This is a genomic window from uncultured Algimonas sp., assembly GCF_947498175.1.
GTDB lineage: Bacteria > Pseudomonadota > Alphaproteobacteria > Caulobacterales > Maricaulaceae > Litorimonas.
On the sequence record NZ_CANMJB010000001.1, the window covers coordinates 352590 to 374568 of the forward strand.

The window sequence follows — 21979 nt, forward strand, 5'->3', positions numbered from 1 at the left end:
TTGCGCGTCGGCGCGAGCCTGTCTAAGCGTATCGTCAAGCAAATCAGAAGGATGCCAGGCGGCGCGCGCTCTGCGGACCGCGCGACCCGGCAGCCGCGATGGAAAGAACAGGCCATGCCGGACGACGAAAGGTCCGGCTCCGCGCCCGCGCAAGTTCCCGACGGAACAGCTGCGCCCGAGACGGCACGGAGACGGGCAAGGCGACGCAACAAACCCGCTCGCGACGGTCGCCGTCCGGGCGGCAGTCGCAGCCGCACCTTCGCCGCGATCGATCTGGGCACCAATAACTGCCGTCTGCTGATCGCACGCGAAACCCGTGACGGTTTCCGCGTCATCGACAGCTATTCCAAGGTCGTGAAGCTGGGCCAGGATCTGGCGCATACGGGCGAGCTGGCGCAAGACAGCATGGACGCCGCCGTCGAGGCGCTTAAAGTCTGCGCACGCAAGATGAAGGCCAAGCAGGTCAAGCGCTGGCGCTGCGTCGCGACCGAAGCCTGCCGCCGGGCCTCGAACGGTATGGACTTCCTCGACCGGGTGAAGTCCGAGTCCGGCATCTCGCTCGAAGTCATCTCGCCGCGGGTCGAGGCGCGGCTCGCCGTGATGGGATGCATCAAGCTGATCGACAAGACCAAGGATGTCGCGCTCGTGATCGACATTGGCGGCGGCTCGACCGAATTGTCCTGGGTCGATGTGCGCAAATTGCGCGACGGGGAAACCCACAAGATCCATCGCCCGCCGATCAGCGCTTGGTGTTCGCTGCCGCTGGGCGTCGTCACCCTGTCCGACAATGTGCCGGAGCACGACGACCGCGAGCGCTGGTATGGCGACATGAAAGAGGCCGTGCGCCAGGCGATCCGCGACCAGAATTGCGATACCCGTTTCGTCCGCGCCTTCGAAGAGGGCCGGGGGCATCTGGTCGGGACCAGCGGGACCATCACGTCTCTGGCCGGGATTCACCTGAAACTGCCCTACTATCAGCGCGACAAGGTGGACGGCCTCTGGCTGCGCTCGCACGATGCGGTGGCGGTCGCACGCGATATGGCCTCGCGCTCGCCCGAAGACCGCGCCAAGGAACCCTGCATCGGCTCGGACCGCGCGCGGATGTTGGTGGCCGGCTGCGCCATCATCGATGTCATCTGCGAGATGTGGCCGTCCAAGATGATCCGTGTGGCGGACCGCGGCCTGCGCGAAGGCATGTTGATCGGCCTGATGGGTGCGAAGCCGTCGCCTCCCGCCCGGACGGAAATCCAGGATGCAGCCGAATGACCGACCGGAAGATGAGCGGCGGCAAACCGAGCGGCGAGAAGCGGTCGCGCAAGACCAAGCCGAATGCCGACAACGCGACGCGCATGTTGACCAAGAAGGTCAAGACGGCGCGCGGCCGCAAGATCAGCTCCAAGCTCTGGCTCGAACGCCAGATCAACGATCCTTACGTCCAGAAGGCCAAGGAGCTCGGCTACCGCTCGCGCGCGGCGTTCAAGCTCGAAGAGCTAGACGACAAGTTCGGCCTGCTGAGCAAGGATTCGCTGATCGTCGATCTCGGTTGCGCGCCGGGCGGATGGATGCAGGCGGCCTTCAAACGCGGGGCAAGGCGGATCGTCGGCATCGACATCCTGCCGGTCGAATCGGTGCCCGGTGCGGAAATCCTGCATTTCGATTTCATGGCCGAGGACGCGGCGGAGCGGTTGAAAGCCCATCTCGTCCGGGCGCCCGATCTCGTCATGTCCGATCTCGCCTCCAACACGACGGGCCACAAGCAGACAGATCATCTGAAGACCGTCGCGCTGGTCGAGGCGGCGGCCGAGTTCGCCATGGATGTGCTGAAGCCCGGCGGGCATTTCGTGACCAAGGTGTTTCAAGGCGGAACGGAGGAGATGCTGCTCAAGCGTTTGCGCGACCGGTTCGACTTCGTCCGTCACGCCAAGCCGAAGAGTTCGCGCAAGGGCTCACCCGAAATCTACCTCGTCGCGAAATCGTTCAGGCCCTGACAAATTGGGGTGGCGGGCCGGATGGATGCCTGATAGGGGCGGCTCGCAAATGGAACGGAGGCTCCTGATGGAGATTCGAGAAGGTTTGACCTTCGACGACGTCCTGCTGCAACCCAAGGCGTCCGACATCATTCCCGCGCAAGCGCGTCTGAACACGCGCCTGACTCGCGGGATCGACATGAACGTCCCGCTGATCAGCGCCGCCATGGACACGGTCACGGAAGCGCCGCTGGCCATCGCCATGGCTCAGATCGGGGGCATCGGCGTTGTGCACCGCAACCTGTCCATCGACGAACAGGCCGAAGAGGTGCGCAAGGTCAAGCGTTACGAATCCGGCATGGTCGTCAACCCGGTGACGATTTCGCCCGACGCGACGCGCGGCGAACTGGCCGAAGTGGGAAATCGCTACAGTTTCTCCGGCCTGCCCGTGACGGAAAAGGACGGCAAGCTGGTCGGGATCATCACCAATCGCGACGTCCGTTTCGCAGACGACCCCAAGCAGAAAGTCCGCGACCTGATGACGACCGATCTCGTCACCGCGCCGATCGGCGTGACACAGGCCGAAGCCCGCACGTTGTTGCACAAGCACCGGATCGAGAAGCTGATCGTGGTGGACGACGATTACCGTTGTGTCGGACTGATCACGGTCAAGGACATGGAAAAGGCGCTGAACTTTCCCAACGCCTGCAAGGACGACAGCGGAAGCTTGCGCGTCGCCGCGGCGTCCACGGTCGGTGACGCGGGCTATGACCGCGCAATCGCCCTGATCGAAGCCGGGGTCGATGCATTGGTCATCGACACGGCGCACGGTCACAGTTCCGCCGTCGGTGCGCAAGTGTCGCGCATCAAGGCGAGCCATCCGGAGACACAGGTCATCGCCGGCAACATCGCGACGGAAGCCGCCGCGATAGCGCTGATCGAGGCCGGCGCGGACGCCTTGAAGGTCGGCATCGGTCCGGGGTCCATCTGTACGACGCGGATCGTGGCCGGGGTGGGCGTGCCGCAACTGACGGCGATCATGGATGTCTGCAAAGCGGCCAAGGCAGCCGGTGTGCCAGTCATCGCCGATGGCGGGATCAAATATTCCGGCGACATGGCCAAGGCATTGGCGGCGGGCGCCGCGGCGGCCATGGTCGGCTCGCTGCTGGCTGGGACTGAGGAAGCCCCAGGCGAAGTATTTCTCTATCAGGGCCGCCAGTACAAGGCCTATCGCGGCATGGGATCGGTCGCCGCCATGGCGCGCGGCTCGGCCGACCGCTATTTCCAGAAGGAAGTGTCCGACACCATGAAGCTGGTTCCGGAGGGGATCGAGGGTCGCGTGGCCTATAAGGGCCCGGTCGGACCGATCCTGCACCAGCTATTGGGCGGCGTCCGCGCCTCCATGGGGTATACCGGGTCCGAGAGTATCGCCGCCTTCCATGAAAATGCCGAATTCGTCCGCATAACCGGGGCGGGTCTGCGCGAAAGCCACGTTCACGACGTCCATATCGCCCGCGAAGCGCCCAACTATTCGATGCCGGGTTGACGGGCGCAGACGCGTGAGGCTGGGCGGACGCATTTCGGCGGCGGAAGAGGTTCTGCAGGACATCCTGACGCGCCGCACCCCCGTGGCCATGGCTCTGCGCGACTGGGCGAAGGGTCACCGCTTCGCCGGATCGAAAGACCGGGCCGCCATCGGCAACATCGTCTATGATGCGCTGCGGCGTCGCAGCAGCTTCGCCTACCGCATGGATGATGACAGCCCGCGCGCGCTGGCTTTTGCGGCGACCGTCTGGGGGTGCGGCGTGCCGGTGTCACAGCTCGATTTCGGCGAGGACCGACATGCGCCGAGCGTGCTCTCGAAGGCCGAAACAGACCGCTTGCAAGGCCGCATCGATTTGAACGAGGCGCCGCTCTGGGTGCAAGCGGATGTGCCGGAATGGCTTTGGCCGGCTTTCGAGAACAACTTCACCGACGAAGCGGTTCTGGAAGGACAGGCGCTGGCACGGCGTCCGCCGCTCGACATGCGGGTCAACACGTTGAAGGCGAAGCGGGACCGGATCGAGACGGACGCCCGGCCGACGCCTTTGTCGCCCATCGGATTGCGGCATCCGCCGGTCGACGGGTTCGGCCGTCATCCGGACGTCCAATCGACGCAGGACTATCAGCGCGGCAAGCTCGAGATCCAGGACGAAGGCAGCCAGCTCGTTAGCCTCCTCTGCGCGGCGCAGCCGGGCGACAAGGTTCTGGACTATTGCGCGGGCGGCGGGGGCAAGTCGCTCGCGATCGCTGCGGACATGGACAATCGCGGGGCGCTCCACGCCTATGACATCGACAAGCGCCGGCTGGCACCGACCTGGCAACGCGCGGACCGGGCCGGGGCGAGCATCATCGATGTCATCGCGCCGCCTGCCGAAGCTTTGCCGGCGCTGAAGGGCACCCTGGACCGCGTCTTGATCGATGCGCCTTGCACGGGCGTGGGGACGTGGCGGCGCAAGCCCGATGCTAAATGGCGCCTGACGGAAAACGCGCTGGAGCGCCGCCGCAAGGAACAGGTGACGGTGCTGGACCAAGGGTCTGCATTCGTTCGGCCCGGCGGTTTCCTGTTCTACGTCACCTGCTCGATGCTGGCCGAGGAGAACGAAGCGCAGGTCTATGCCTTCCTCGAACGCAATAAGGGGTTCGCGCTCCTGTCGGCTGGGGAAGTGTTCGAGGAACGTTTCGGCGCGGACGGCCCTAAACCCTGGTCCGAGGACGGGCTGACCCTGACCCTGACGCCCGCATCGACGGGCACGGACGGGTTCTTCTTTGCAGTGATGGAACGTCAGACATGAGATTTTGGACATGACCGAGCAGCATGACGGGATCATCCAGCAGCATGAGCGGCTGCTGATCGTGGATTTCGGGTCGCAGGTGACGAAGCTGATCGCGCGGCGCGTTCGCGAGAGCGGTGTCTATTCCGAAATCCATCCGTTCAACAAGGTCGATGCAGCGTTTCTCACGGACTTCTCGCCCAAGGCCGTCATCCTGTCGGGCGGCCCGGCCAGCGTGGCGGATGCGGGCAGCCCGCGCGCGGACGCTGCAATCTTCGATCTTGGCGTGCCGGTGCTGGGCATTTGCTACGGCCAACAGGTGATGGCGGCGCAACTCGGCGGCGCAGTCGAGAAGTCCGACGAGCAGGAATTCGGACGGGCCTATCTGGAAAGCACCCAGGGCTCGCCCCTGTTCGACGGTCTCTCCGACCGGGAACAGGTCTGGATGAGCCATGGGGACCGGGTGAGCGACATGCCGGACGGGTTTGAAATCATAGCGAAAAGCCCCAATGCGCCTTTGGCGGCCATCGCGGATGAGTCCCGCCGTTTCTATGGCGTCCAGTTCCATCCGGAAGTGGTCCATACGGAAAACGGCGCGACGATCCTGCGGAACTTCACCCACGCGATTGCCGGTTTCGACGGTGACTGGACCATGGCCGCCTTCAAGGGCGAGATGATGCAGGCGATCCGCGATCAGGTCGGCGACGGCAAGGTCATTTGCGGCCTGTCCGGCGGTGTCGACAGCTCGGTCGCGGCCGTCCTGATCCACGAAGCGATCGGCGATCAGCTGACTTGCGTCTATGTCGATACCGGGATGATGCGAAAGGGCGAGAGCGATCAGGTCACCGAATTGTTCCGCGGCCATTACAACATTCCGCTGGTCCATGTGGATGCGAGCGAGGAGTTCCTCGGCAAGCTCGACGGCGTGTCCGACCCGGAACGCAAGCGCAAGATCATCGGCGGCACGTTCATCGACGTGTTCGAACGCGAAGCCGGGAAGATCGGCGGGGCTAAATTCCTGGCCCAAGGAACGCTCTATCCCGACGTCATCGAGTCCGTGTCCTTCGACGGCGGGCCGTCGGTCACCATCAAGTCGCACCACAATGTCGGCGGGCTGCCGGAACGCATGGATCTAGAACTGGTCGAACCGCTGCGCGAACTGTTCAAGGACGAGGTCAGAGCGCTCGGACGCGAGCTGGGGCTACACAAGGACTTCGTCGAACGCCATCCATTCCCCGGGCCGGGCCTCGCCATCCGTTGTCCGGGCGAGATCACGGCTGCCCGACTCGACATCCTTCGCGAAGCCGATGCGGTCTATCTCGACCAGATCCGGAAACACGGGCTTTACAACGACATATGGCAGGCTTTTGCCGTACTTCTGCCCGTGCAGACCGTTGGCGTGATGGGCGACAGCCGGACCTACGACTATGTGCTGGCCCTGCGCGCCGTGACGTCGACGGACGGCATGACGGCGGACTATTACCCTTACAGCCACGACTTCCTAGGCGAGACCGCGACGCGGATTATCAACGAGGTGAGGGGCGTGAACCGGGTCGTCTACGACGTCACGTCCAAGCCGCCCGGCACGATCGAGTGGGAATAGCGCCTAGCGGTTGAAGAAGGCGGGCATGTCGCCCGCAAAACCGGTCTGCTTGCCGGACTTCGACGATTCGGTCTTGGGTCTGTCGTTCGACCGGGATGAGCGTGAAGGCTTGTCGCTATCGTCTTTCTTGGATTTGGACGCGTCCTGACGCGGGCTGCGTTTGCGCGGTTCGCGTTTCGGGCTCTCCGTCGCCTTTTCTTCAGCTTTGGAGCCCCCGGATTCGGATTTGGAAGGCGCGCGGCGCGTGCGCGACGTCTTGGGCTTGTCCTCGACCTGCACTTCTTCCGGCGGGTTCTCGCGCTGCACTGGCGAAGACTTTCGGCTGCCGGAAGATCCACCCGACGACGAGCGTGACGACGGCGACCTTCTGGAACGCCCGTTGGACGACCGAGACTTCGGCGAGCGCCCGCCGCGTGATCCGCCGCGACCTTCGCGCGGCATGTCGTCCACGTCGGGTATGTCGATTTCCTCGATGGACTCCTTGTCGATCAGGTCCAGGATGCTGTCGTAATTCTTGTCGTCCAGCGGCGCGACGAGCATGATGGCATCGCCCTTGCGGCCCGCGCGGCCCGTCCGGCCGATACGGTGGATGTAATCCTCGCTATGGAAGGGGACATCGTAATTGAAGACATGGCTGACGGAAGAGACGTCCAGCCCCCGCGCGGCCACGTCGGACGCCACGAGATATTTGATATAGCCTTCCTTGAACCGGTCCAGGGTCTTGGTGCGGACGCTTTGCGGCAAGTCGCCGTGGATGGGTTCGGCGTTCAGCCCGTGTTTGGTGAAGGATTTGGCGACGATATCGACGTCCTTCTTGCGGTTGCAGAAGATGATGCCGCTATCGACCTCTTCTTGTTCGATGATCCAGCGCAGCGCCGTGCGTTTGAGCTTGCCGTCCGACGAAGGCACCCGCGCGATGCGCTGCTTGACGGTCTTGGCCGTCGAATTGCGACGTGCGATTTGCACCGTGACGGGCTGGTGCAGGAACTGATCGACGAGACGCTTGATCTCCGGCGGCATGGTGGCCGAAAAGAACAGGACTTGCCGCGTGAACGGCGTGATCTCGAAGATGCGTTCGATGTCGGGAATGAACCCCATGTCGAGCATCCGGTCGGCCTCGTCCACGACCAGCGTCTGCACGCCCGTCATCAGGATCTTCCCGCGCTCGAACTGGTCGAGCAGACGGCCCGGCGTGGCGATCAATATGTCCACGCCCTTGGTCAGCTTCCGGTCCTGTTCGCCGAAGGAGACGCCGCCGATCAGCAACGCCATCTCCAGCTTGAGGTATTTGCCGTAAGACTCGACATCCTCGGCGACCTGCGCCGCCAATTCGCGTGTCGGACAGACGATCAGGCAGCGCGGCATGCGCGCCCGGGCACGCCCCTTGGCGAGCTTGTTCATGGTCGGCAAGGTGAAGGCGCCGGTCTTTCCGGTGCCGGTCTGGGCGATGCCGAGCACATCCTGGTTCTGCAGCGCCGCCGGAATGGCCTCCGCCTGGATCGGGGTTGGCGTTTCGTAGCCGATATCGTCCAGCGCCTTCAGGATCTTCGGGTCGAGACCCAATTCCTTGAATGTCGTGTCGACAGGCGCGTCGGGCGGGATTTCGAATGAATCGTCTTTTGAGCTCACTTAAGGGTCTTTCGGGCCAGGTGCCGGGCAGTCGGATTAAAGGCGCGGCGATATGCGCGACTCTCGCGCACTCCTATCGGGCGAGCGCACCCTACACAGGCGCGCCCCATAATCAAGCGCTGCAATGATTGGGCCTGACCGATGCGGGCTAGCGGTATTTGTGCGGCCGATCGTCCGCATTGGCGGGGTTGTACCGGTCGCGCAGCGCCGTCATGCGCGACACCATCGGGACGGCTTCTCCGTCGATGAAGATCGCGGTCGGCGCGGACGTCACTTCCAGAGGATCGCCGTCCCAGACAACCATCGTCGCAGCTTCCCCGACGGCTCTGCGGCCGAGATCGATGCCGAACCAGCCTGCCGGTACTGTCGTCACGGCCCTCATCGCCGCGTCATAGGGCAATCCCTGGCCGACCGCATTCCCGGCATGCTGGGCAAGCGCGCCCGCTTTCACGACGCTGCGGGACGACAAGCCGGAGATGGCATATTCGACACCGGCATCTTCCAGAACGAGGATGTTATCCAGGGACGCATTCAGGGAGTCGAAGCTGTCGGGCAGGTTCTCGAGCGGGTCGACGATGACCTTGATATCGTTTTCGGCGAGGGCATCCGCAACAAGATGCGCCTCTTCCGCACCGACAACGATGATGTCGAGAGCGGGCACGTCTTCCTTGATACGGATGATGCGCAACAGGTCCGAGGCGCGGCTCGCGCTGATCATAAGCGGCATGTCGCCGGACAGAACCGCGCGGAATGCCCGGGCGTCGCGGCGTTGGAAAACGTCGCCTTCGACATGCTGAAGATAGCTGCGGCGGGCGTCGTCCAGCGCGCTCCTCAGCTGCTGGATGGCCGCGCCGCGCGATCCGCCGGCCCGCGACGCCCCGGCCTCGCCCAGGGCGACATGCATGAAGGCAGTTTCGGACAGGATGGAATCGTCCTCATTGTCGAGCTTGGCGATCATGCCGATGCCGCCGAAAATGACGTCGCCGTCGGGTTGGGGCACGACGGCCGCGTGGGTCACGCCGCGTCGTCTCGCATTGGCGATATGCACTTCACGCGGATTGAACGAGTCCGCGGCGCGTATGGCGGCCGAGAACAGTTCGGTTTCGGCCTGTGTGTCGTTGGTCGAGCTTTCACCGCCGATATCGACGATTCCCAAAGTGGAATAGGGCGCGAACAATCCGGGGCTGACCCAGGCGCCGGAGATCGTCGTGACCCCGGACGGCACCTGCAGATCGGCTTGCATGTCGGCGATGCGCCCGTCGGTTATGCGGATGTCGACGATCTGGGTCTCGCCGCTATCCAGGACGAAATTGGCGTCATCGAGAAAGAGCGATTGCGCCAGCGCGGGCGTCGCGGCAACGGACAGGACCGCCGTCAGGACAAGAGAACGCATCATGGCCGGGCCTCCCCCAAGGTCGCAAAGGTTCCGAGACGGAAGTCCGAAACCGGTTTCAGGCCGTTTTCCCGATCGAACATCAGGGCACCGTCCATGTAGACCTGGTCGGGCCGCGCCCTCACGGAGAAAGGATCATGGCTCCATATGACGATGTCGGCGCGTTTGCCTTCCTCCAGTGTTCCCGTCTGGTCGAGGATGCCGAGCGCCTTGGCCGGATTGGTGGACAGCCACGTCCAGGCGACGTCCCGGCTGATGTCCAGCCCGGCACGATTGCCGTTGGCCCAGGCCTTAGCGACTTCCTGATTGAGGCGCTGGATATTCTTGTCGTCGTCCGAATGGATCATGGCGCAGGCCCCGGCGGCGTGAACGAAAGGGACGTTTTCCAGAATGCCGTCATAGGACTCCATCTTGAAGCCGTACCAGTCCGCCCACATGGCCGAGCAAATGTCGTTTTCCGCCAACAGATCCGCGATCTTGTAGGCTTCCACCGCGTGATGGAAAGTCGAGACGGTATAGTCGAATTCCTTAGCCAGGTCGATGATGATGGCCATTTCGTCGGCCCGGTAGCAATGCATGTGCACCAAAATGTCGCCATTGAGCACACCGGCCAGCGTCTCCAGCTGGAGGTCGCGGGTCGGCTCGTCGCCGTCTTCTATCTTCTGCTTGTAGTCGGCCGCGCGAACCCAATTATTGCGGTAGCCGGCGACATTGCCCATGCGCGATCCCGGCCCGCCGCGGTTGCCATAGACCCGCTTCGGGTTTTCTCCGCAAGCCATCTTCAGCGTCTCCGGCGCGTCCGGAAACTTCATGCCCTGGACCGTGCGAGCCGGTGCGTTGCGCAAGGTCACGCCGCGCCCGCCGAACAGGTTGGCAGACCCGGGCAGGATGTGCAGTGTCGTCACGCCGCCTTGCAACGCTTCGTCGAAGCCGGGATCCTGCGGCCAGACACCGTGTTCCGCATCGACTTCCGACGTGATCGGCGAAGTGACCTCGTTGCCGTCATTATGTGCGTCCACGCCGGGGGAGGGGTAATTGCCCAGATGGCTATGGATGTCGATGATGCCGGGCGTGACGTAGCGGCCGTTCACGTCGAGCACCGTCGCGTCATCGGCGTCCAGATCCGTCCCGATGTCGGACAAGACGCCATCGACGATCAGGAGCGAGTCCGCATCGGAGGCTTCGCCCGTACCGTCGATGATCGTGGCATTCGTGATGAGCAGCGATTCCGAGGGCAGGGGCTCGTACGTGCTGGGAAAGGCGGTCGGCAGGGCGAAGGCGCCGTCCTTCTTGTCTCCATCGTCCGCTCCCGAACAGGCGGCGGCAATGGCGGCGGACAGGATCAGGCAGGCACGGAACGTCTTCATGACAACACCGTAACGCAAGCGCGACAGGGCGCAAGTCAATCGAAGGCGGTTTTCACGGCCAAAGCATCGGCCAACCGCCGGCGGAATTCCGCTTTTGTGACCTCGACCGCGCCCATCGAGGCCAGATGATCGGTCATGAATTGCGCATCCAGCAAGCGGAAGCGTCTCTGCTGCAACCGCTCCATGAGATGCATGAGGGCGAGCTTCGAGGCGTTGGTCTGGGCGCTGAACATGCTTTCGCCGAAAAAGGCGCCGCCTTGGCTGACGCCGTACAGACCGCCGACGAGACGATCCTCGTTCCAGACTTCGACGGAATGCGCATCGCCGCGTCGATGCAGGATGCGGTAGAGCCCTTCCAGGCCGTGGCTGATCCAGGTTTCGTCCCTGCGGTCGGCGCAAGCGGCGATGACATCGTCGAAGGCCTGATCGACCGTCACAATCAGGGGCGTTTTGCGGGCGAACTTTCGCATGGACCGGGACGGGGTGAATGCATCGATCGGAAAGACCGCTCGGTGTTCGGGATCCAGTATGTAGAAGCTGGTCGCGTCGCGCGCATCCGCCATCGGGAAGATGCCCCGCCGATAGCATTCGATGAGGTCGTCGGGACCGAATCCGCTCATCGTTCCAGACCGCCCGTTCCGGGGTCGCTCACTTGGACGCGTTGGCCTTGAGTTGCGCCTTCAACTTGCGGACATCATCGGCCCAGAGGAAGCCGAAGGAGACCGCGCCTTCGCGCGTATTGACGGCATGGTGCAGGCGGTGCGCCTGGACCAGGCGCTTCATGTAGCGCCCGCGCGTATGGACGAAGAAGGGCCAACGCTGATGCACCAGACCGTCATGCACGAAAGCATAAAGCAAGCCGTAGATGGTCAGGCCGAGCGCGACGAACCAGAGCGGTTGCCACCAGAGCGATCCGGCAATGAAAAGACCGGCGGCGATGACGGAGAACCACACGGCATAGAGATCGTTCTTCTCGAACGGCCCGTCGGTTTCGCGGTGATGGCTTTCATGCCAGCCCCAGCCGGGGCCGTGCATGACGTATTTGTGGATCGCCCAGGCCAGCACTTCCATCATGACGACGGAGCCCAGCACGATGGCGACGGCGGACAGGATGCTCATGCAACAGGCTTTCTTTTGCGGGCCGGCAGCCTCCACCACGGTTCATGCGGATAGAGATGATGTTCGTGGTGATAGCCGAAATGGAAGCAGGTCAGGAGTGACAGCCATTTCGGATAGTTGTTGGACCGCGACAGATGCTCGTCTGCGAAAGGGTCGCCGTGACGATGGGTCAGAAAGGTGCCGAAATAGAAGAGCTGCACGGAAGACAGGATCGCAGGCACCGCCCACATGACGAGCAGGTTCGGATAGCTGGCGCCCAGCAACATGTAGACCGCACCGATCGCGACGAGAACGACCAATTGCCGCCACGAGAAATACTGGACGAAAAAACGCCAATACCAGGGCCAGAAGTCACGGGGGTTGTCGGCATTGAAGTCGGGGTCGTCGGCCGTGCCCGGCGTGGCGTGATGCTGGTGGTGGGCGGTGCGCATGCTGTCCCAGTTGAATCCGGCATACCAGAACAGGATCACGCGGCCGACCCACTTGTTCACGGCTGGACGGTTCGGCGCCAGCGAACCGTGCATGGTGTCGTGCGCGACAATGAAAAGACCGGTATAGAGCCAGAGCTGCACGGCGATAATCGCGAAGGTCGCCCAAAGCGGATCACCGATCTGGTGGAAGAAGACCGCGTAGATGTGACTGGCCACCCATGCCGCACCTATCAGGACGGCATAGAGAGGGCCTCGGTTCGCCGGGGCCGTCTGGCGCGTCCGGGCGGACGCGGCGGATGTGGACTCACTCGGGGTCATGGTGCGGTAGCCATCTAGGCGATATTGCGCGGCCATGAAACCGTCCGTTGCGGCTTTGGCTGCGATCAGAGGTCGCGCATGAAAGCGAACTGCCGGTCGATCAGCGCCGACAGATCCTCCGTCCCGGTCAGATCGGCGCGCGTGAGGGCTGTCTTGGCGTTGTCGAGGTAGGTTTTCAACATGGCCTTTGTCTCGCTCAGGCCGTGCTTGGCGACCAACGTCGTCTTTCCCGCGTCGCGGCCGGAGGTTTTCCCGCTGATTTCAGGGCTCTGGAGCACATCCTTCACGTCGTCCAACAGTTGGAAGGCCAGTCCGATCTGTCGCGAGAAGTCCTTCAGCGCAGCGCGCTGCGGCGCGGAGCTTTCGGTCAGAATGGCTGCCGCATCGGCGGCGAAATCGAACAACGCTCCGGTCTTGAGTCGGTTGACTCGCTCGATCTCCGACACGGATGCGTTACCCGTATTGTCGAGATCGGCCATCTGCCCGGCGATCAGGCCGGTCGATCCAACCGAATACGACAATAGATCGCACAGCTCGGCCCGCTGCTCGGCCGGAACTTCCGCATTGCGCGCGATGATGCCGAAGGCCCGATTGAGCAAGGCCGTCGCCGACAGGATCGCCGTGCTCTCGCCGAAGGCGACATGGGTTGTGGGCTGGTTCCGACGTAGATCCGCATCGTCCATGCAGGGCAGGTCGTCCAGGATCAGCGAAGCGGCATGGACCATTTCGACCGCGCAGCCGATTTCCATGGCCGCATCCGTCTTGGCGGCGTCCAGCCCACGGGCCTGGGCCAGGAACAAGGTCAAGAGCGGGCGGAACCGCTTGCCGGGTGAGAGGAGGGCGTGTCGCTGCGCTTGGTGCAGACGGCGTGGCCAGATCGCCTCGCTCGGCACGAGTCCGGCCAGACAGGCATCGATACGGCTGCGCGCCGCGTCGATCCTGTCCTCCGGTGTTCCATTTGTGTCGAGCGCCGTGACCGTCATGTTGTGGCGCATCGCATGGTCCGCGCCGCGCCGCTAGTCGGCCATGCGTTTTTCGTTGACCAGCTTCAGCAGCTCCGCCGCGGCCTTTGCGTCGCAAAGCGCGCGGTGATGCTGTTTCAGGTCGATTTCGAATTCGCGACAGAGGTTTTTCAGCGAATAGGAGCGGTGTCCCGGATAGAGCCGGCGCATCGAGGCGCAGGTGCAGATCTTCGGGTGGCGGAAGCGCTGGTCGATCATCTCGTATTCGGCGGAGATGAAGCCGTAATCGAAGTTGACGTTATGTGCGGCGAAGATGGAGTCGCCCATGAACTCGCGGAAGCGTTCGGCGACTTCGATGAAATGCGGCGCGCTCGCGACCATAGCGTTGTCGATGCCCGTGATCCGCGTGATATTCGGCGGAATGGAGCGTTGCGGGTTCAGCAAGGTCTGGAACTCGGCCACGATCTCGCCGCCGATCATCCGGACCGCGCCGATTTCGGTCAGCCGGTGCAAGCCGGGGCGTCCGCCCGTCGTTTCGACATCGACGACGACATAAGGCTGGTCCGGATCGACCGCCCAGTTCACCTTGACGATCTGAATGGCATATCCGGCTTGGGTCAACTGCCGCAGGCGCGTCAGCTGATTGCGCCGGATGCTGTCACCGGCAGTCTTGATCTCCACGAAACGCACGCGACCGTCATCGATAAGCATCAGATCCGGAAAGCCGTCCTTCGTCCCGATCCAGTCCTGCGCCATGGACCGCAGCATCGCTGCGACAGCGCCGCGCGGCGAGTGCAGGATCAACGCCTGGATGCGGTCGAGCGAGCGCGAGCCCCAATGGACGAGGGCATTGTCCTCGCCGTAATGCACGGACAGCGTCCTGAGCAAATCGAGCATGATCACGGATGGCTGGTCGAGGCGGCCCAGGCGACGTTCGATCTCCTCGCGGTAATCGCCGTAGAAACCTCCGTTGCGCAACTTCGCCGGAACCCGCCGCCGCGTGTCCTGACCATGATGCAGCAAGTCCCAGAACAACAGGCCGAACAGATTTCGCCACGGAACGTTTTCCGTGCGGTAGGCTGTCATGCCTTGGGCTTTGTAATGATGCAGCGCCGCCCGCTCCGGCTGGCTGCGGTAAGCTTCGTCGAGCGTGAGCGTCGTCGCGGTCCGGAGCAGGTCGGTCGTGGCAGAGGTGCGTTTCTTGCGGAATTTGCGCGAATAGAAGTCACCGGCGAAATCGACTTCCTGATCGGAAGCCGGGTTTTCGATCATCCCCTCCAGCCGTGTCCTGCACCAGGCGCGGTCGCCGTCGTCGTCGCGGTTCCAGCGGATGCGCACGACGCGCTCGTTGCAAAGCGGGGCATCGCTGCGTCCGTAGAGTGTCAGTGCAACTTCGAGATCCCCGCGGCGTTCCGCCCATCCGCCGAGCTTCTGCAGCAGCTTGTCGCGATGGCCCGTCGAGCGTTCGCAGACGGGCTCGGGCCAGCTTTGCACACTCTCGCACAGTGCGAGGCTCTGCCGGTCGGTGCCTTTGCGGAAATCATGCAGAGCCTGCGCGTAGAAATAGGCCGTTTTCGCGTCTTCGACCGCATCGTAGTCCGGCGAGGTCGGTCGGCTTTCGGGCAAGCGGACCAGACCGAGGTCGCGATGGGTCAGAACCTGCAGATTGTCTTCGATGCGCCCGAAATAAAGGAACAGCATGTATTGCAGCACGTCGCGACGGCCCTGTCCGATATAACGGTCGGATACGTAGGCGTCGTGCGGATCGATATGGGTCGCGGCCAGATCGACCAGCCGGTCCTTCTTCCAGCTCTTGCGGAACAGCGTTTCGCACATGCTGTCGGCCATCGTCAAAGCCAGATCGGGCTTGGCGAGGCTCGACAACCAGTCGCGGAAGAGCAACGGGCCGATCGGTTCCGCGAAACCACTCTGAATGAGCCGGTCCCATTGACGATCCTGGGCTTCGATTTCGTCATAAACGAAGCGATCCCGATCGAACACATAGCCTCGCCTGTTCGCCATTCTCACATAGGTGGCCTGCGCATCGCGGGGCAGGGCCGCGAAACCGCTGAGAAAGTCCAGCTCCGCCTGGCCGAGCAAGTCGAAGCAAAGCGCGTGAACGTCTTTCAGAAAGTCGTTGAAATTGGTGAGGTAATAATATTGTGGGAGGTCTCGGATCTTCCAGGAGCGACCGGCTTGCGCCCGGCGGAACCGTCTTTGCTCGGCGCGGACATGATCTCTGGCGCGCGCGATACTCACAGTCTGTTCCCCGGTTTGCTCACAGACTTATCCCCAATGCGTGCCTGTTTTGTTCGATATTCGTTCCCAAAGACCACACAGGGAGTCATGCGGTCAAGGGCGGACGTTCAGTTCGGCGCATGCTCGTCGCAAGGCGCCCGAACCGGCCACGAAATGGCTGATGGTCGGGATGGAAGGTGTGGCGTTCAGTTGGAAACACTCACCTGACGAAGACGTGACGCCCGTCAAGACCGCGTCGATGCCGTCCGTCATGGCGAGCGGACATGATATGACGCAGGCTTCTCTACATACCGGCGGTTGTGGCCGCAGCGTCCCTTGGCTAGAGGCGGCGCATGCTGCCTGAAACGGGACAGATCGCGATGGCTCTGGCATTGGCCGTGGCCGTTCTACAGGGCATCATTCCGTTGCTGGGCGCCTATCGCCGCAACGTTCGGTGGATGATGTTCGCCGACCGCGCCGCCATCCTGCAGGCCGTGCTCCTGATCTATGCCTTCGCAGCGCTGACGATCGTGTTCGTGACATCGGACTTTTCGGTCAAGCTCGCCGCTTCGCACAGCCACTCGGCCAAGCCGCTCATGTACAAGATCAGCGGCGTCTGGGCGAACCATGAAGGCTCGATCCTGCTTTGGGTGTTGATCCTGGCCCTGTTCGGGGCGGCCATCCCGCTCTACGGCCGCAAACTCCCGCTATCGTTGCGGGCCCGGGCGCTCGCGATCCAAGGCATTATCGGCGCGGGTTTTCTCGCCTTCGTCATCTTCACTTCCAACCCGTTCGAGCGGTTGTTTCCAGTTCCGACGGACGGGCAGGGGCTCAACCCGCTGCTGCAGGATCCCGGCCTCGCCATCCATCCACCATTGCTTTACATCGGTTATGTCGGGTTCTCCGTCGCTTTCTCCTTCGCCGTCGCCGCGCTGTTGGAAGGTCGGGTCGATGCGGTCTGGGCGCGTTGGTTGCGGCCCTGGGTGCTTGTGTCCTGGTCGTTTCTGACGCTCGGAATCACGGTCGGGTCGGTCTGGGCCTATTACGAGTTGGGCTGGGGCGGCTGGTGGATGTGGGATCCGGTGGAGAACGTGTCTTTCCTGCCTTGGCTGTCCGGCACGGCGTTGCTGCATTCCATCCTGACCCTGCAGCAACGGCACAGTTTCGCGCACTGGACGGTCCTGCTCGCCATCGCGACCTTCTCGCTGGCAATGATCGGCACCTTCGTCGTGCGCTCCGGTGTTCTGGTCAGCGTCCATGCCTTCGCCGTTGATCCGTCGCGGGGAGTCGTGATCCTGACTCTGTTGTTGATTTTCACTGGGGCCGCGCTTGCGCTCTATGCCCTTCGCGCTAACACCATCGTCCGGCGCACCCAGCTCGACATGGTATCGCGCGAAAGCGGGCTGGTGCTGAACAATCTGGTTCTTGTCGCCGCAACCGCCACGGTTTTCCTAGGCACCTTCTACCCCTTGTTCGTCGAAGCCACGACGGGCGAGAAGATCACGGTCGGCGCGCCCTATTTCGATCTCGTTTTCGCGCCGATGATGATCGCCCTGATCGCCGTCATGGCCATCGTCCCGTTGCTGAAATGGCGCTCGGACGGGCTGGCGCGCTACAGATCGCTCCTCGTGAAAGCCGCTCTGGCGGCCGTCGTCGTGGCGGGACTGGGTTTCGTCTTCGGCCGCTCCGTGCTGGGCGCGATCAGCGTTGGCTTCGCCGCATGGCTCATCTTCGGCACGCTGAGCGCTCTCTACCGCCGGTCCAACGGGCGCTGGGCCGGACTGAAGGCGCAACCGGCCGGAACGTGGGGCTTCGCGCTGAGCCATCTCGGTGTGGCGGTCTTCACCTTGGGTGTGACGGCAATGAGCATCGGCGCCGACGAGGATGTCGGCCGCCTCAAGCCCGGAGAATCGCTGAACGTATCGGGTTACAGCTTTACCATGGGCACATTGGAACAGGGTCAGCGCGACAATTTCCTCTACATGGGCAGCGATGTGAGCGTGACCCGTGGCGGCCGGGAGGTCACGGCGCTACGGACCGAACAGCGCCTATATCCCGTGCGTGGCATGATCACGTCGGAGGCCGGGTTCCGGCCGTCTTTGGGGGCAACCCTGTTTGCGTCGATCGGCGACGGGGCGACCGGAACGGATCTGAGCGAGGGCGTCATCATGCGCGTCTATTACCAACCCGGCGTGGTCTGGATCTGGATCGGGGCCTTCATGATGGCGTTCGCCGGTTTCATCAGCATGGCCGACCGTCGCTTGCGTGTCTCCGAGCCGGTCATCACGCCGACGAAGGCGAGGGGAGGCGTGCCCGCCGCCGTTCCGGCCGAATGAGACCGGCTGGAAACATCGCGCTGATTGCGATCCTGCTAGGATCGTTGGCAAGTCCGGCATGTGCGCAGGCGACGGCCCCGGTTTTTCCGCCTGAGATAGAGGAGCGCGCTCGTGAAGTCGGCGCGCAACTCCGCTGTGTCGTCTGCCAGAACGAAAGCATCGAGGCATCGAACGCCGATCTGGCCGCCGATATGCGGCTGGTCGTGCGCGAACGTCTGGCCGCGGGCGATACGAAAGCCGAAGTCATCGCCCGGATGCGCGACCGCTACGGCGATTACGTCCTCCTGAAGCCGCCGGTTCAGGCCAACACGCTCATTCTCTGGGCCGGACCCGTCGTTCTGCTGGCCATATTCCTGTCTTGGTGGATCTTCTCCTTGCAACGCAGGAGCCGCAAGCTGTCGGTCGCGACACTGTCTGACGAGGAACGGGCCAGGCTCGAGCGCCTGCGGCAGTCGCAATCATGATCATGCCCTGGATCGCCTTCGCGGTGATGGCCGCACTCGCCGTCGCCTATCTCGCGCCGGTCCTGTTTGCCGATATAGGCCCGGAAGACGACGCCGAACTGGAAGCCTACTTCGCGCAGATCGACACGGTCCGCGCCGACGGCGACATGGACCGGGAAGAAGCGGATACGGCCATCGCCGTCCTGCAACGGCAGATCCTGGCGCGTCAAACGCAAGCCGTCGGCGGAAAACCGAACAAGGTCTGGTCGGCGGCCATACTGGCGGCCGTGCTTCTCATCGGGGTCGGCGTCTATGCCGATCAAGGGACGCCCTTGCAGTCGCATGTCGACATGCCGGTCGAAGCCGGGCAGGGCGTCCGTCCGGCCGAACTCGCCGCGCTCGTTGCCCAGCTGGAAAAGCGGCTTCAGACGGATCGTGCCGACGATGCGACAGGCTGGCGGCTTTATGCGCGCAGCCTGACCAGCCTTGGCCGTTATGAGGACGCCTTGCGTGCCTTCGACCGGGCCGTCGCGCTGAGCGGCTCCGATCCCGATATTCTAGCCGAACGTGAACGCGCCGTCGCGCTTATCCGGTCGCGCGCAACGATCGGCAGCCAGCCTCAACGCGGCCCGACCGCGGAGGATATCCGTAATGCGGACGCTCTGAGCGAAGCGGACCGCGCCGCCATGATCCAAGCCATGGTGGACAGCCTCGCCGAGCGCTTGGAGGCGGAGCCGGACGACCCGGATGGGTGGGCAAGACTGTTGCGCGCGCGGATTGTGCTGGGGCAGCGGGAGCAAGCGGAGATCGAACTGGCGCGCGTGCGTGAGCTGTTCGATGCCGCCACGGCGAACCGCATCCTAGAAAGCGCGGATTGGGAAGAATAGAGTTGGGCGAATTGCGGAACCGACAGGGCTGCAGCGGTTTAATCCTCACGACGACACGGATCACCATGGCGGAGCGGACATGTACAAGCTGATCGGAATAATGGGCGTGCTGGCATTGACGCCGGTCCTCGCCACGGGATGCACGACGGCGAACTATGCCTTGCAGGAGCGGTTTCTCGGCAATGAGAAGCGCGATATTCTCGTGGACCGCGTCTACGACGTGGCGTAATCGCAGGGCGAGGCCAAGGAAGAGTTCGAGGACGCGCTGAGTGCGTTCCGGGCCGTCGTCGATTCGATGCGAGCGAGCTGGAAACTACCTATGACCGTCTGAGCGATACCTATGACCGCGCCGAAGGCCAAGCCAACAATGTCCGGGCGCGCGTGGCATCCGTCAAGCGAGTGGCGCGCGACCTGTTCCGCGAATGGGAAGGCTAAGTCGATATTTATTAGGACACGGGTCTGCGCCGCGTGTCGGAACGCCAATTGCGCGATATCAAACTGCGTTACCAAATGCTGGCCGACAAGATGGATGCCGCGACCGCGTCCATGGATCCGGTCCTGACCGTTTTCAACACCGTTTTCAACGACTGCATCCTGTATCTGAAGCACAATCTCAACGCCCGCGCGATCGCGTCACTCGACACCGAAACCGCCAACATAGAAAGCGATGTCGCCCACCTGATCGCCGACATGGAAGAATCCATCGCCGCGGCGGATGCCTTCATCCAGGCCATGGGCGTCGCTAATATATGACACTTTACGAAAGTTTGATAGACGTTGACAAGATGTAATTGTGTAGATTATGTACTAATCGTTGAGCGCTTAGGGCTTTCACTTAGGAGAAAATTATGAGAAATCTCAGTCTTGCAGAAATGTCATCGGTTTCAGGTGGCGGTGGGTGTTCAGATTCTGATGGTCTTTTTGAAGCAATGGGTTGTGCGGCTGACAATCCTTTCACTGCAATAGGAGAGGCTATCGATATTGGCATTGAAGCTCTTTCTGATTGGCATGATGATTGGAATGATATGTTTGACAAAATGATGGGTACCGGCAAGTGGGCTCGCAATGCAGATGAAGATAAATCTGAATAGCTTTTTAGGTGATTAAACTGTAACTTGGGTTCAATGGTTCCCAGGTTACATCTTTGTGTTGTTTTAGCTGACAGAAAAGATTTAAAGTCGTACTACATTATTGCCGCCTTAATAACTTTTTTTTACAAGTTATTTCCCATTATTTTTCTTTTATTGTTTGGAAGACTTCAAGAATATACTCATTCATTATTAGATAGTGTTAGTGGTGCAGTTGCTTTTATCATCAATTTTCTTTTTGTGTCTGTTCTTTTAGCCCCGCTTCTCGAAAACATTGTAATCGCATTAAGCTTTTGGCTCTCATCCTTAGCCTTTCGCTCCTTTAACATGCAAATACTTATTACGTGTGGTTTATCATTCAGTATCGCATACTTTATTCATGGGTCGAACTTTCTGGGCTTGTATTCAGGGATCTTTTTTGCCATTATGGCATTCTTTTATGTCATAATCAGCAAACATTACGATTTAAAAGATGCATACGTTCTAAGTGTCTTTATGCACTGCTTCGCTAATATTCTTACACTAATTTGGCATGTATCAAGGTCATATATGTAGTAAATCAAGAAAATATATTCTCATAATATACATTATCGGATTCTCTCGTGTTAGCTTAGGCTTTGCCTAACCCCAAGCTTTGCCGACCCTTCCTAGCCCTGCATTTCCAGGATGAAGGCGTCCGCTGCGGCGATAGATTGTTCCATGTCGGCGATGAGGCGGGCGACGTCGTCTTCCAGGTCGGCGGTTTCCGCATCGAGGGCGGCGATGGCACGGGCATTGAGGTTATGCTTGAGGTAGAGGACGCGATCGTTGAAGACGGTCAGAACGGGATCCATGGAGGCCGTGGCGGCGTCCATCTTGTCGGTCAGCAGTTGATATCTCAGCTTCGTGCTTCGCAACTGTTCTTCCGAAACGCGGCGTAGCGTGGGATCGGAGAAATCCGCGAGTTCGCCTTCCCATTCGTTGAACAGATCACGGGCGACGCGTCTGACGGATTTTACACGCGAGCGAACCGCGTTGGCCCGGTCTTCCGCCCGGTCATAGGCGCGGCTCAGATCGTCATAGGTCGACTCCAGGTCGCCTGCGTTCACATCGACGACGGCCCGGAAGGCGCTCAGTGCGTCCTCGAATTCCTCTTTCGCCTCGCCTTGCGCCTCGGCGACGTCCCCGACACGGTCCACGAGGATGTCGCGCTTTTCGATCCCCAGCCGTTCCTGGATGGAGTAGCCGGCTTGCTGGATCGGGTTGGTGGCCGTCGTGCAAGCTCCGAGCCCTAGAGGTGTCACCGTCATCGCGCTCAACAGAACTGTCATTCGTAACGTTCGCATTGTCGTTTCCATATCCCTTGCCTTCTTTCGCAATCAGTCGCCTGAGGATGAACACGGGCC

Annotated in this window: 19 protein-coding genes and 1 pseudogene; 11 read left to right on the forward strand and 9 right to left on the reverse strand. The window is 61.9% G+C overall.

The genetic code is table 11. The features are described 5' to 3' along the window. Positions 1-114 precede the first annotated feature (114 nt). The 5 genes from Q0718_RS01735 to guaA all read left to right on the forward strand — a co-directional run bounded on the left by Q0718_RS01735 (position 115) and on the right by guaA (position 6383). Positions 115-1266 (forward strand): Ppx/GppA phosphatase family protein, encoded by a 1152-nt coding sequence (locus Q0718_RS01735; RefSeq protein WP_298912546.1) that lies wholly within the window; start codon positions 115-117, stop codon positions 1264-1266. A gap of 83 nt (positions 1267-1349) precedes the next feature. After that, positions 1350-1988 carry an RlmE family RNA methyltransferase gene (locus Q0718_RS01740; protein WP_366523797.1) on the forward strand — a complete coding sequence of 213 codons (639 nt, stop codon included), beginning with the start codon at positions 1350-1352 and terminating at the stop codon, positions 1986-1988. Positions 1989-2055: 67 nt separating this feature from the next. Next, the gene (gene guaB, locus Q0718_RS01745; RefSeq protein ID WP_298912558.1) at positions 2056-3513 is read left to right on the forward strand and encodes an IMP dehydrogenase; all 1458 of its coding nucleotides are present in this window, start codon (positions 2056-2058) and stop codon (positions 3511-3513) included. A gap of 13 nt (positions 3514-3526) precedes the next feature. Then, positions 3527-4801 (forward strand): RsmB/NOP family class I SAM-dependent RNA methyltransferase, encoded by a 1275-nt coding sequence (locus tag Q0718_RS01750; protein WP_298912561.1) that lies wholly within the window; start codon positions 3527-3529, stop codon positions 4799-4801. Positions 4802-4811: 10 nt separating this feature from the next. Continuing rightward, positions 4812-6383, forward strand: a complete 1572-nt coding sequence (gene guaA, locus Q0718_RS01755) for a glutamine-hydrolyzing GMP synthase (RefSeq protein WP_298912564.1) — start codon at positions 4812-4814, stop codon at positions 6381-6383. A 3-nt stretch (positions 6384-6386) separates the two neighbouring features. On the opposite strand, the gene Q0718_RS01760 is transcribed toward guaA, so the two are convergent. The 8 genes from Q0718_RS01760 to Q0718_RS01795 all read right to left on the reverse strand — a co-directional run bounded on the left by Q0718_RS01760 (position 6387) and on the right by Q0718_RS01795 (position 15861). After that, the gene (locus tag Q0718_RS01760) at positions 6387-8012 is read right to left on the reverse strand and encodes a DEAD/DEAH box helicase (RefSeq protein WP_298912567.1); all 1626 of its coding nucleotides are present in this window, start codon (positions 8010-8012) and stop codon (positions 6387-6389) included. Between the two features lie 148 nt (positions 8013-8160). Then, on the reverse strand, positions 8161-9408 hold the full coding sequence (locus tag Q0718_RS01765; RefSeq protein ID WP_298912570.1) for an amidohydrolase: 1248 nt from the start codon (positions 9406-9408) through the stop codon (positions 8161-8163). Beyond that, the gene (locus tag Q0718_RS01770; RefSeq protein ID WP_298912573.1) at positions 9405-10772 is read right to left on the reverse strand and encodes an amidohydrolase; all 1368 of its coding nucleotides are present in this window, start codon (positions 10770-10772) and stop codon (positions 9405-9407) included. Before Q0718_RS01770 ends, Q0718_RS01765 begins: the two co-directional genes overlap by 4 nt. Positions 10773-10807: 35 nt before the next feature. Further along, a complete protein-coding gene (aat, locus tag Q0718_RS01775) occupies positions 10808-11392 on the reverse strand; it encodes a leucyl/phenylalanyl-tRNA--protein transferase (protein WP_298912576.1) in 585 nt (194 codons plus the stop codon). A 28-nt stretch (positions 11393-11420) separates the two neighbouring features. Beyond that, complete coding sequence (locus tag Q0718_RS01780) at positions 11421-11891, reverse strand: sterol desaturase family protein (RefSeq protein WP_298912579.1); 471 nt, start codon at positions 11889-11891, stop codon at positions 11421-11423. Beyond that, positions 11888-12676, reverse strand: coding sequence for a fatty acid desaturase (locus Q0718_RS01785; protein WP_298912582.1), 789 nt, complete (start codon positions 12674-12676; stop codon positions 11888-11890). Before Q0718_RS01785 ends, Q0718_RS01780 begins: the two co-directional genes overlap by 4 nt. A 29-nt stretch (positions 12677-12705) precedes the next feature. Continuing rightward, positions 12706-13635 carry a polyprenyl synthetase family protein gene (locus tag Q0718_RS01790; protein ID WP_298912584.1) on the reverse strand — a complete coding sequence of 310 codons (930 nt, stop codon included), beginning with the start codon at positions 13633-13635 and terminating at the stop codon, positions 12706-12708. A 21-nt stretch (positions 13636-13656) separates the two neighbouring features. Then, positions 13657-15861 carry an exonuclease domain-containing protein gene (locus Q0718_RS01795; protein ID WP_298912587.1) on the reverse strand — a complete coding sequence of 735 codons (2205 nt, stop codon included), beginning with the start codon at positions 15859-15861 and terminating at the stop codon, positions 13657-13659. A 332-nt stretch (positions 15862-16193) separates the two neighbouring features. Between Q0718_RS01795 and Q0718_RS01800 the strand changes: the two genes are divergently transcribed. The 6 genes and pseudogenes from Q0718_RS01800 to Q0718_RS01825 all read left to right on the forward strand — a co-directional run bounded on the left by Q0718_RS01800 (position 16194) and on the right by Q0718_RS01825 (position 20597). After that, complete coding sequence (locus Q0718_RS01800) at positions 16194-18176, forward strand: heme lyase CcmF/NrfE family subunit (protein ID WP_298912590.1); 1983 nt, start codon at positions 16194-16196, stop codon at positions 18174-18176. Continuing rightward, the gene (locus Q0718_RS01805) at positions 18173-18640 is read left to right on the forward strand and encodes a cytochrome c-type biogenesis protein (RefSeq protein ID WP_298912592.1); all 468 of its coding nucleotides are present in this window, start codon (positions 18173-18175) and stop codon (positions 18638-18640) included. Before Q0718_RS01800 ends, Q0718_RS01805 begins: the two co-directional genes overlap by 4 nt. Beyond that, entirely contained in the window at positions 18637-19506 is an 870-nt protein-coding gene (gene ccmI / locus Q0718_RS01810) for a c-type cytochrome biogenesis protein CcmI (protein ID WP_298912594.1), read from the forward strand. Before Q0718_RS01805 ends, ccmI begins: the two co-directional genes overlap by 4 nt. Before the next feature lie 79 nt (positions 19507-19585). After that, on the forward strand, positions 19586-19735 hold the full coding sequence (locus Q0718_RS01815; RefSeq protein WP_298912597.1) for a hypothetical protein: 150 nt from the start codon (positions 19586-19588) through the stop codon (positions 19733-19735). A 98-nt stretch (positions 19736-19833) separates the two neighbouring features. Then, positions 19834-20259 (forward strand): annotated as a pseudogene (locus Q0718_RS01820) (DUF2959 family protein). A gap of 95 nt (positions 20260-20354) precedes the next feature. Then, complete coding sequence (locus Q0718_RS01825; protein WP_298912612.1) at positions 20355-20597, forward strand: hypothetical protein; 243 nt, start codon at positions 20355-20357, stop codon at positions 20595-20597. A gap of 644 nt (positions 20598-21241) precedes the next feature. On the opposite strand, the gene Q0718_RS01830 is transcribed toward Q0718_RS01825, so the two are convergent. Continuing rightward, positions 21242-21904, reverse strand: coding sequence for a DUF2959 family protein (locus Q0718_RS01830; RefSeq protein WP_298912614.1), 663 nt, complete (start codon positions 21902-21904; stop codon positions 21242-21244). Positions 21905-21979: the final 75 nt, after the last annotated feature.

Coding starts and splice junctions, on each gene's coding strand:
- guaB (WP_298912558.1), top strand. CDS start 2,056: ATGGAGATTCGAGAAGGTTTGACCTTCGACGACGTCCTGCTGCAACCC.
- Q0718_RS01780 (WP_298912579.1), bottom strand. CDS start 11,891: ATGAGCATCCTGTCCGCCGTCGCCATCGTGCTGGGCTCCGTCGTCATG.
- Q0718_RS01800 (WP_298912590.1), top strand. CDS start 16,194: ATGCTGCCTGAAACGGGACAGATCGCGATGGCTCTGGCATTGGCCGTG.
- Q0718_RS01765 (WP_298912570.1), bottom strand. CDS start 9,408: ATGATGCGTTCTCTTGTCCTGACGGCGGTCCTGTCCGTTGCCGCGACG.
- Q0718_RS01735 (WP_298912546.1), top strand. CDS start 115: ATGCCGGACGACGAAAGGTCCGGCTCCGCGCCCGCGCAAGTTCCCGAC.
- Q0718_RS01830 (WP_298912614.1), bottom strand. CDS start 21,904: ATGACAGTTCTGTTGAGCGCGATGACGGTGACACCTCTAGGGCTCGGA.
- Q0718_RS01815 (WP_298912597.1), top strand. CDS start 19,586: ATGTACAAGCTGATCGGAATAATGGGCGTGCTGGCATTGACGCCGGTC.
- Q0718_RS01770 (WP_298912573.1), bottom strand. CDS start 10,772: ATGAAGACGTTCCGTGCCTGCCTGATCCTGTCCGCCGCCATTGCCGCC.
- ccmI (WP_298912594.1), top strand. CDS start 18,637: ATGATCATGCCCTGGATCGCCTTCGCGGTGATGGCCGCACTCGCCGTC.
- aat (WP_298912576.1), bottom strand. CDS start 11,392: ATGAGCGGATTCGGTCCCGACGACCTCATCGAATGCTATCGGCGGGGC.
- Q0718_RS01785 (WP_298912582.1), bottom strand. CDS start 12,676: ATGGCCGCGCAATATCGCCTAGATGGCTACCGCACCATGACCCCGAGT.
- Q0718_RS01825 (WP_298912612.1), top strand. CDS start 20,355: ATGAGAAATCTCAGTCTTGCAGAAATGTCATCGGTTTCAGGTGGCGGT.
- guaA (WP_298912564.1), top strand. CDS start 4,812: ATGACCGAGCAGCATGACGGGATCATCCAGCAGCATGAGCGGCTGCTG.
- Q0718_RS01740 (WP_366523797.1), top strand. CDS start 1,350: ATGTTGACCAAGAAGGTCAAGACGGCGCGCGGCCGCAAGATCAGCTCC.
- Q0718_RS01805 (WP_298912592.1), top strand. CDS start 18,173: ATGAGACCGGCTGGAAACATCGCGCTGATTGCGATCCTGCTAGGATCG.
- Q0718_RS01790 (WP_298912584.1), bottom strand. CDS start 13,635: ATGCGCCACAACATGACGGTCACGGCGCTCGACACAAATGGAACACCG.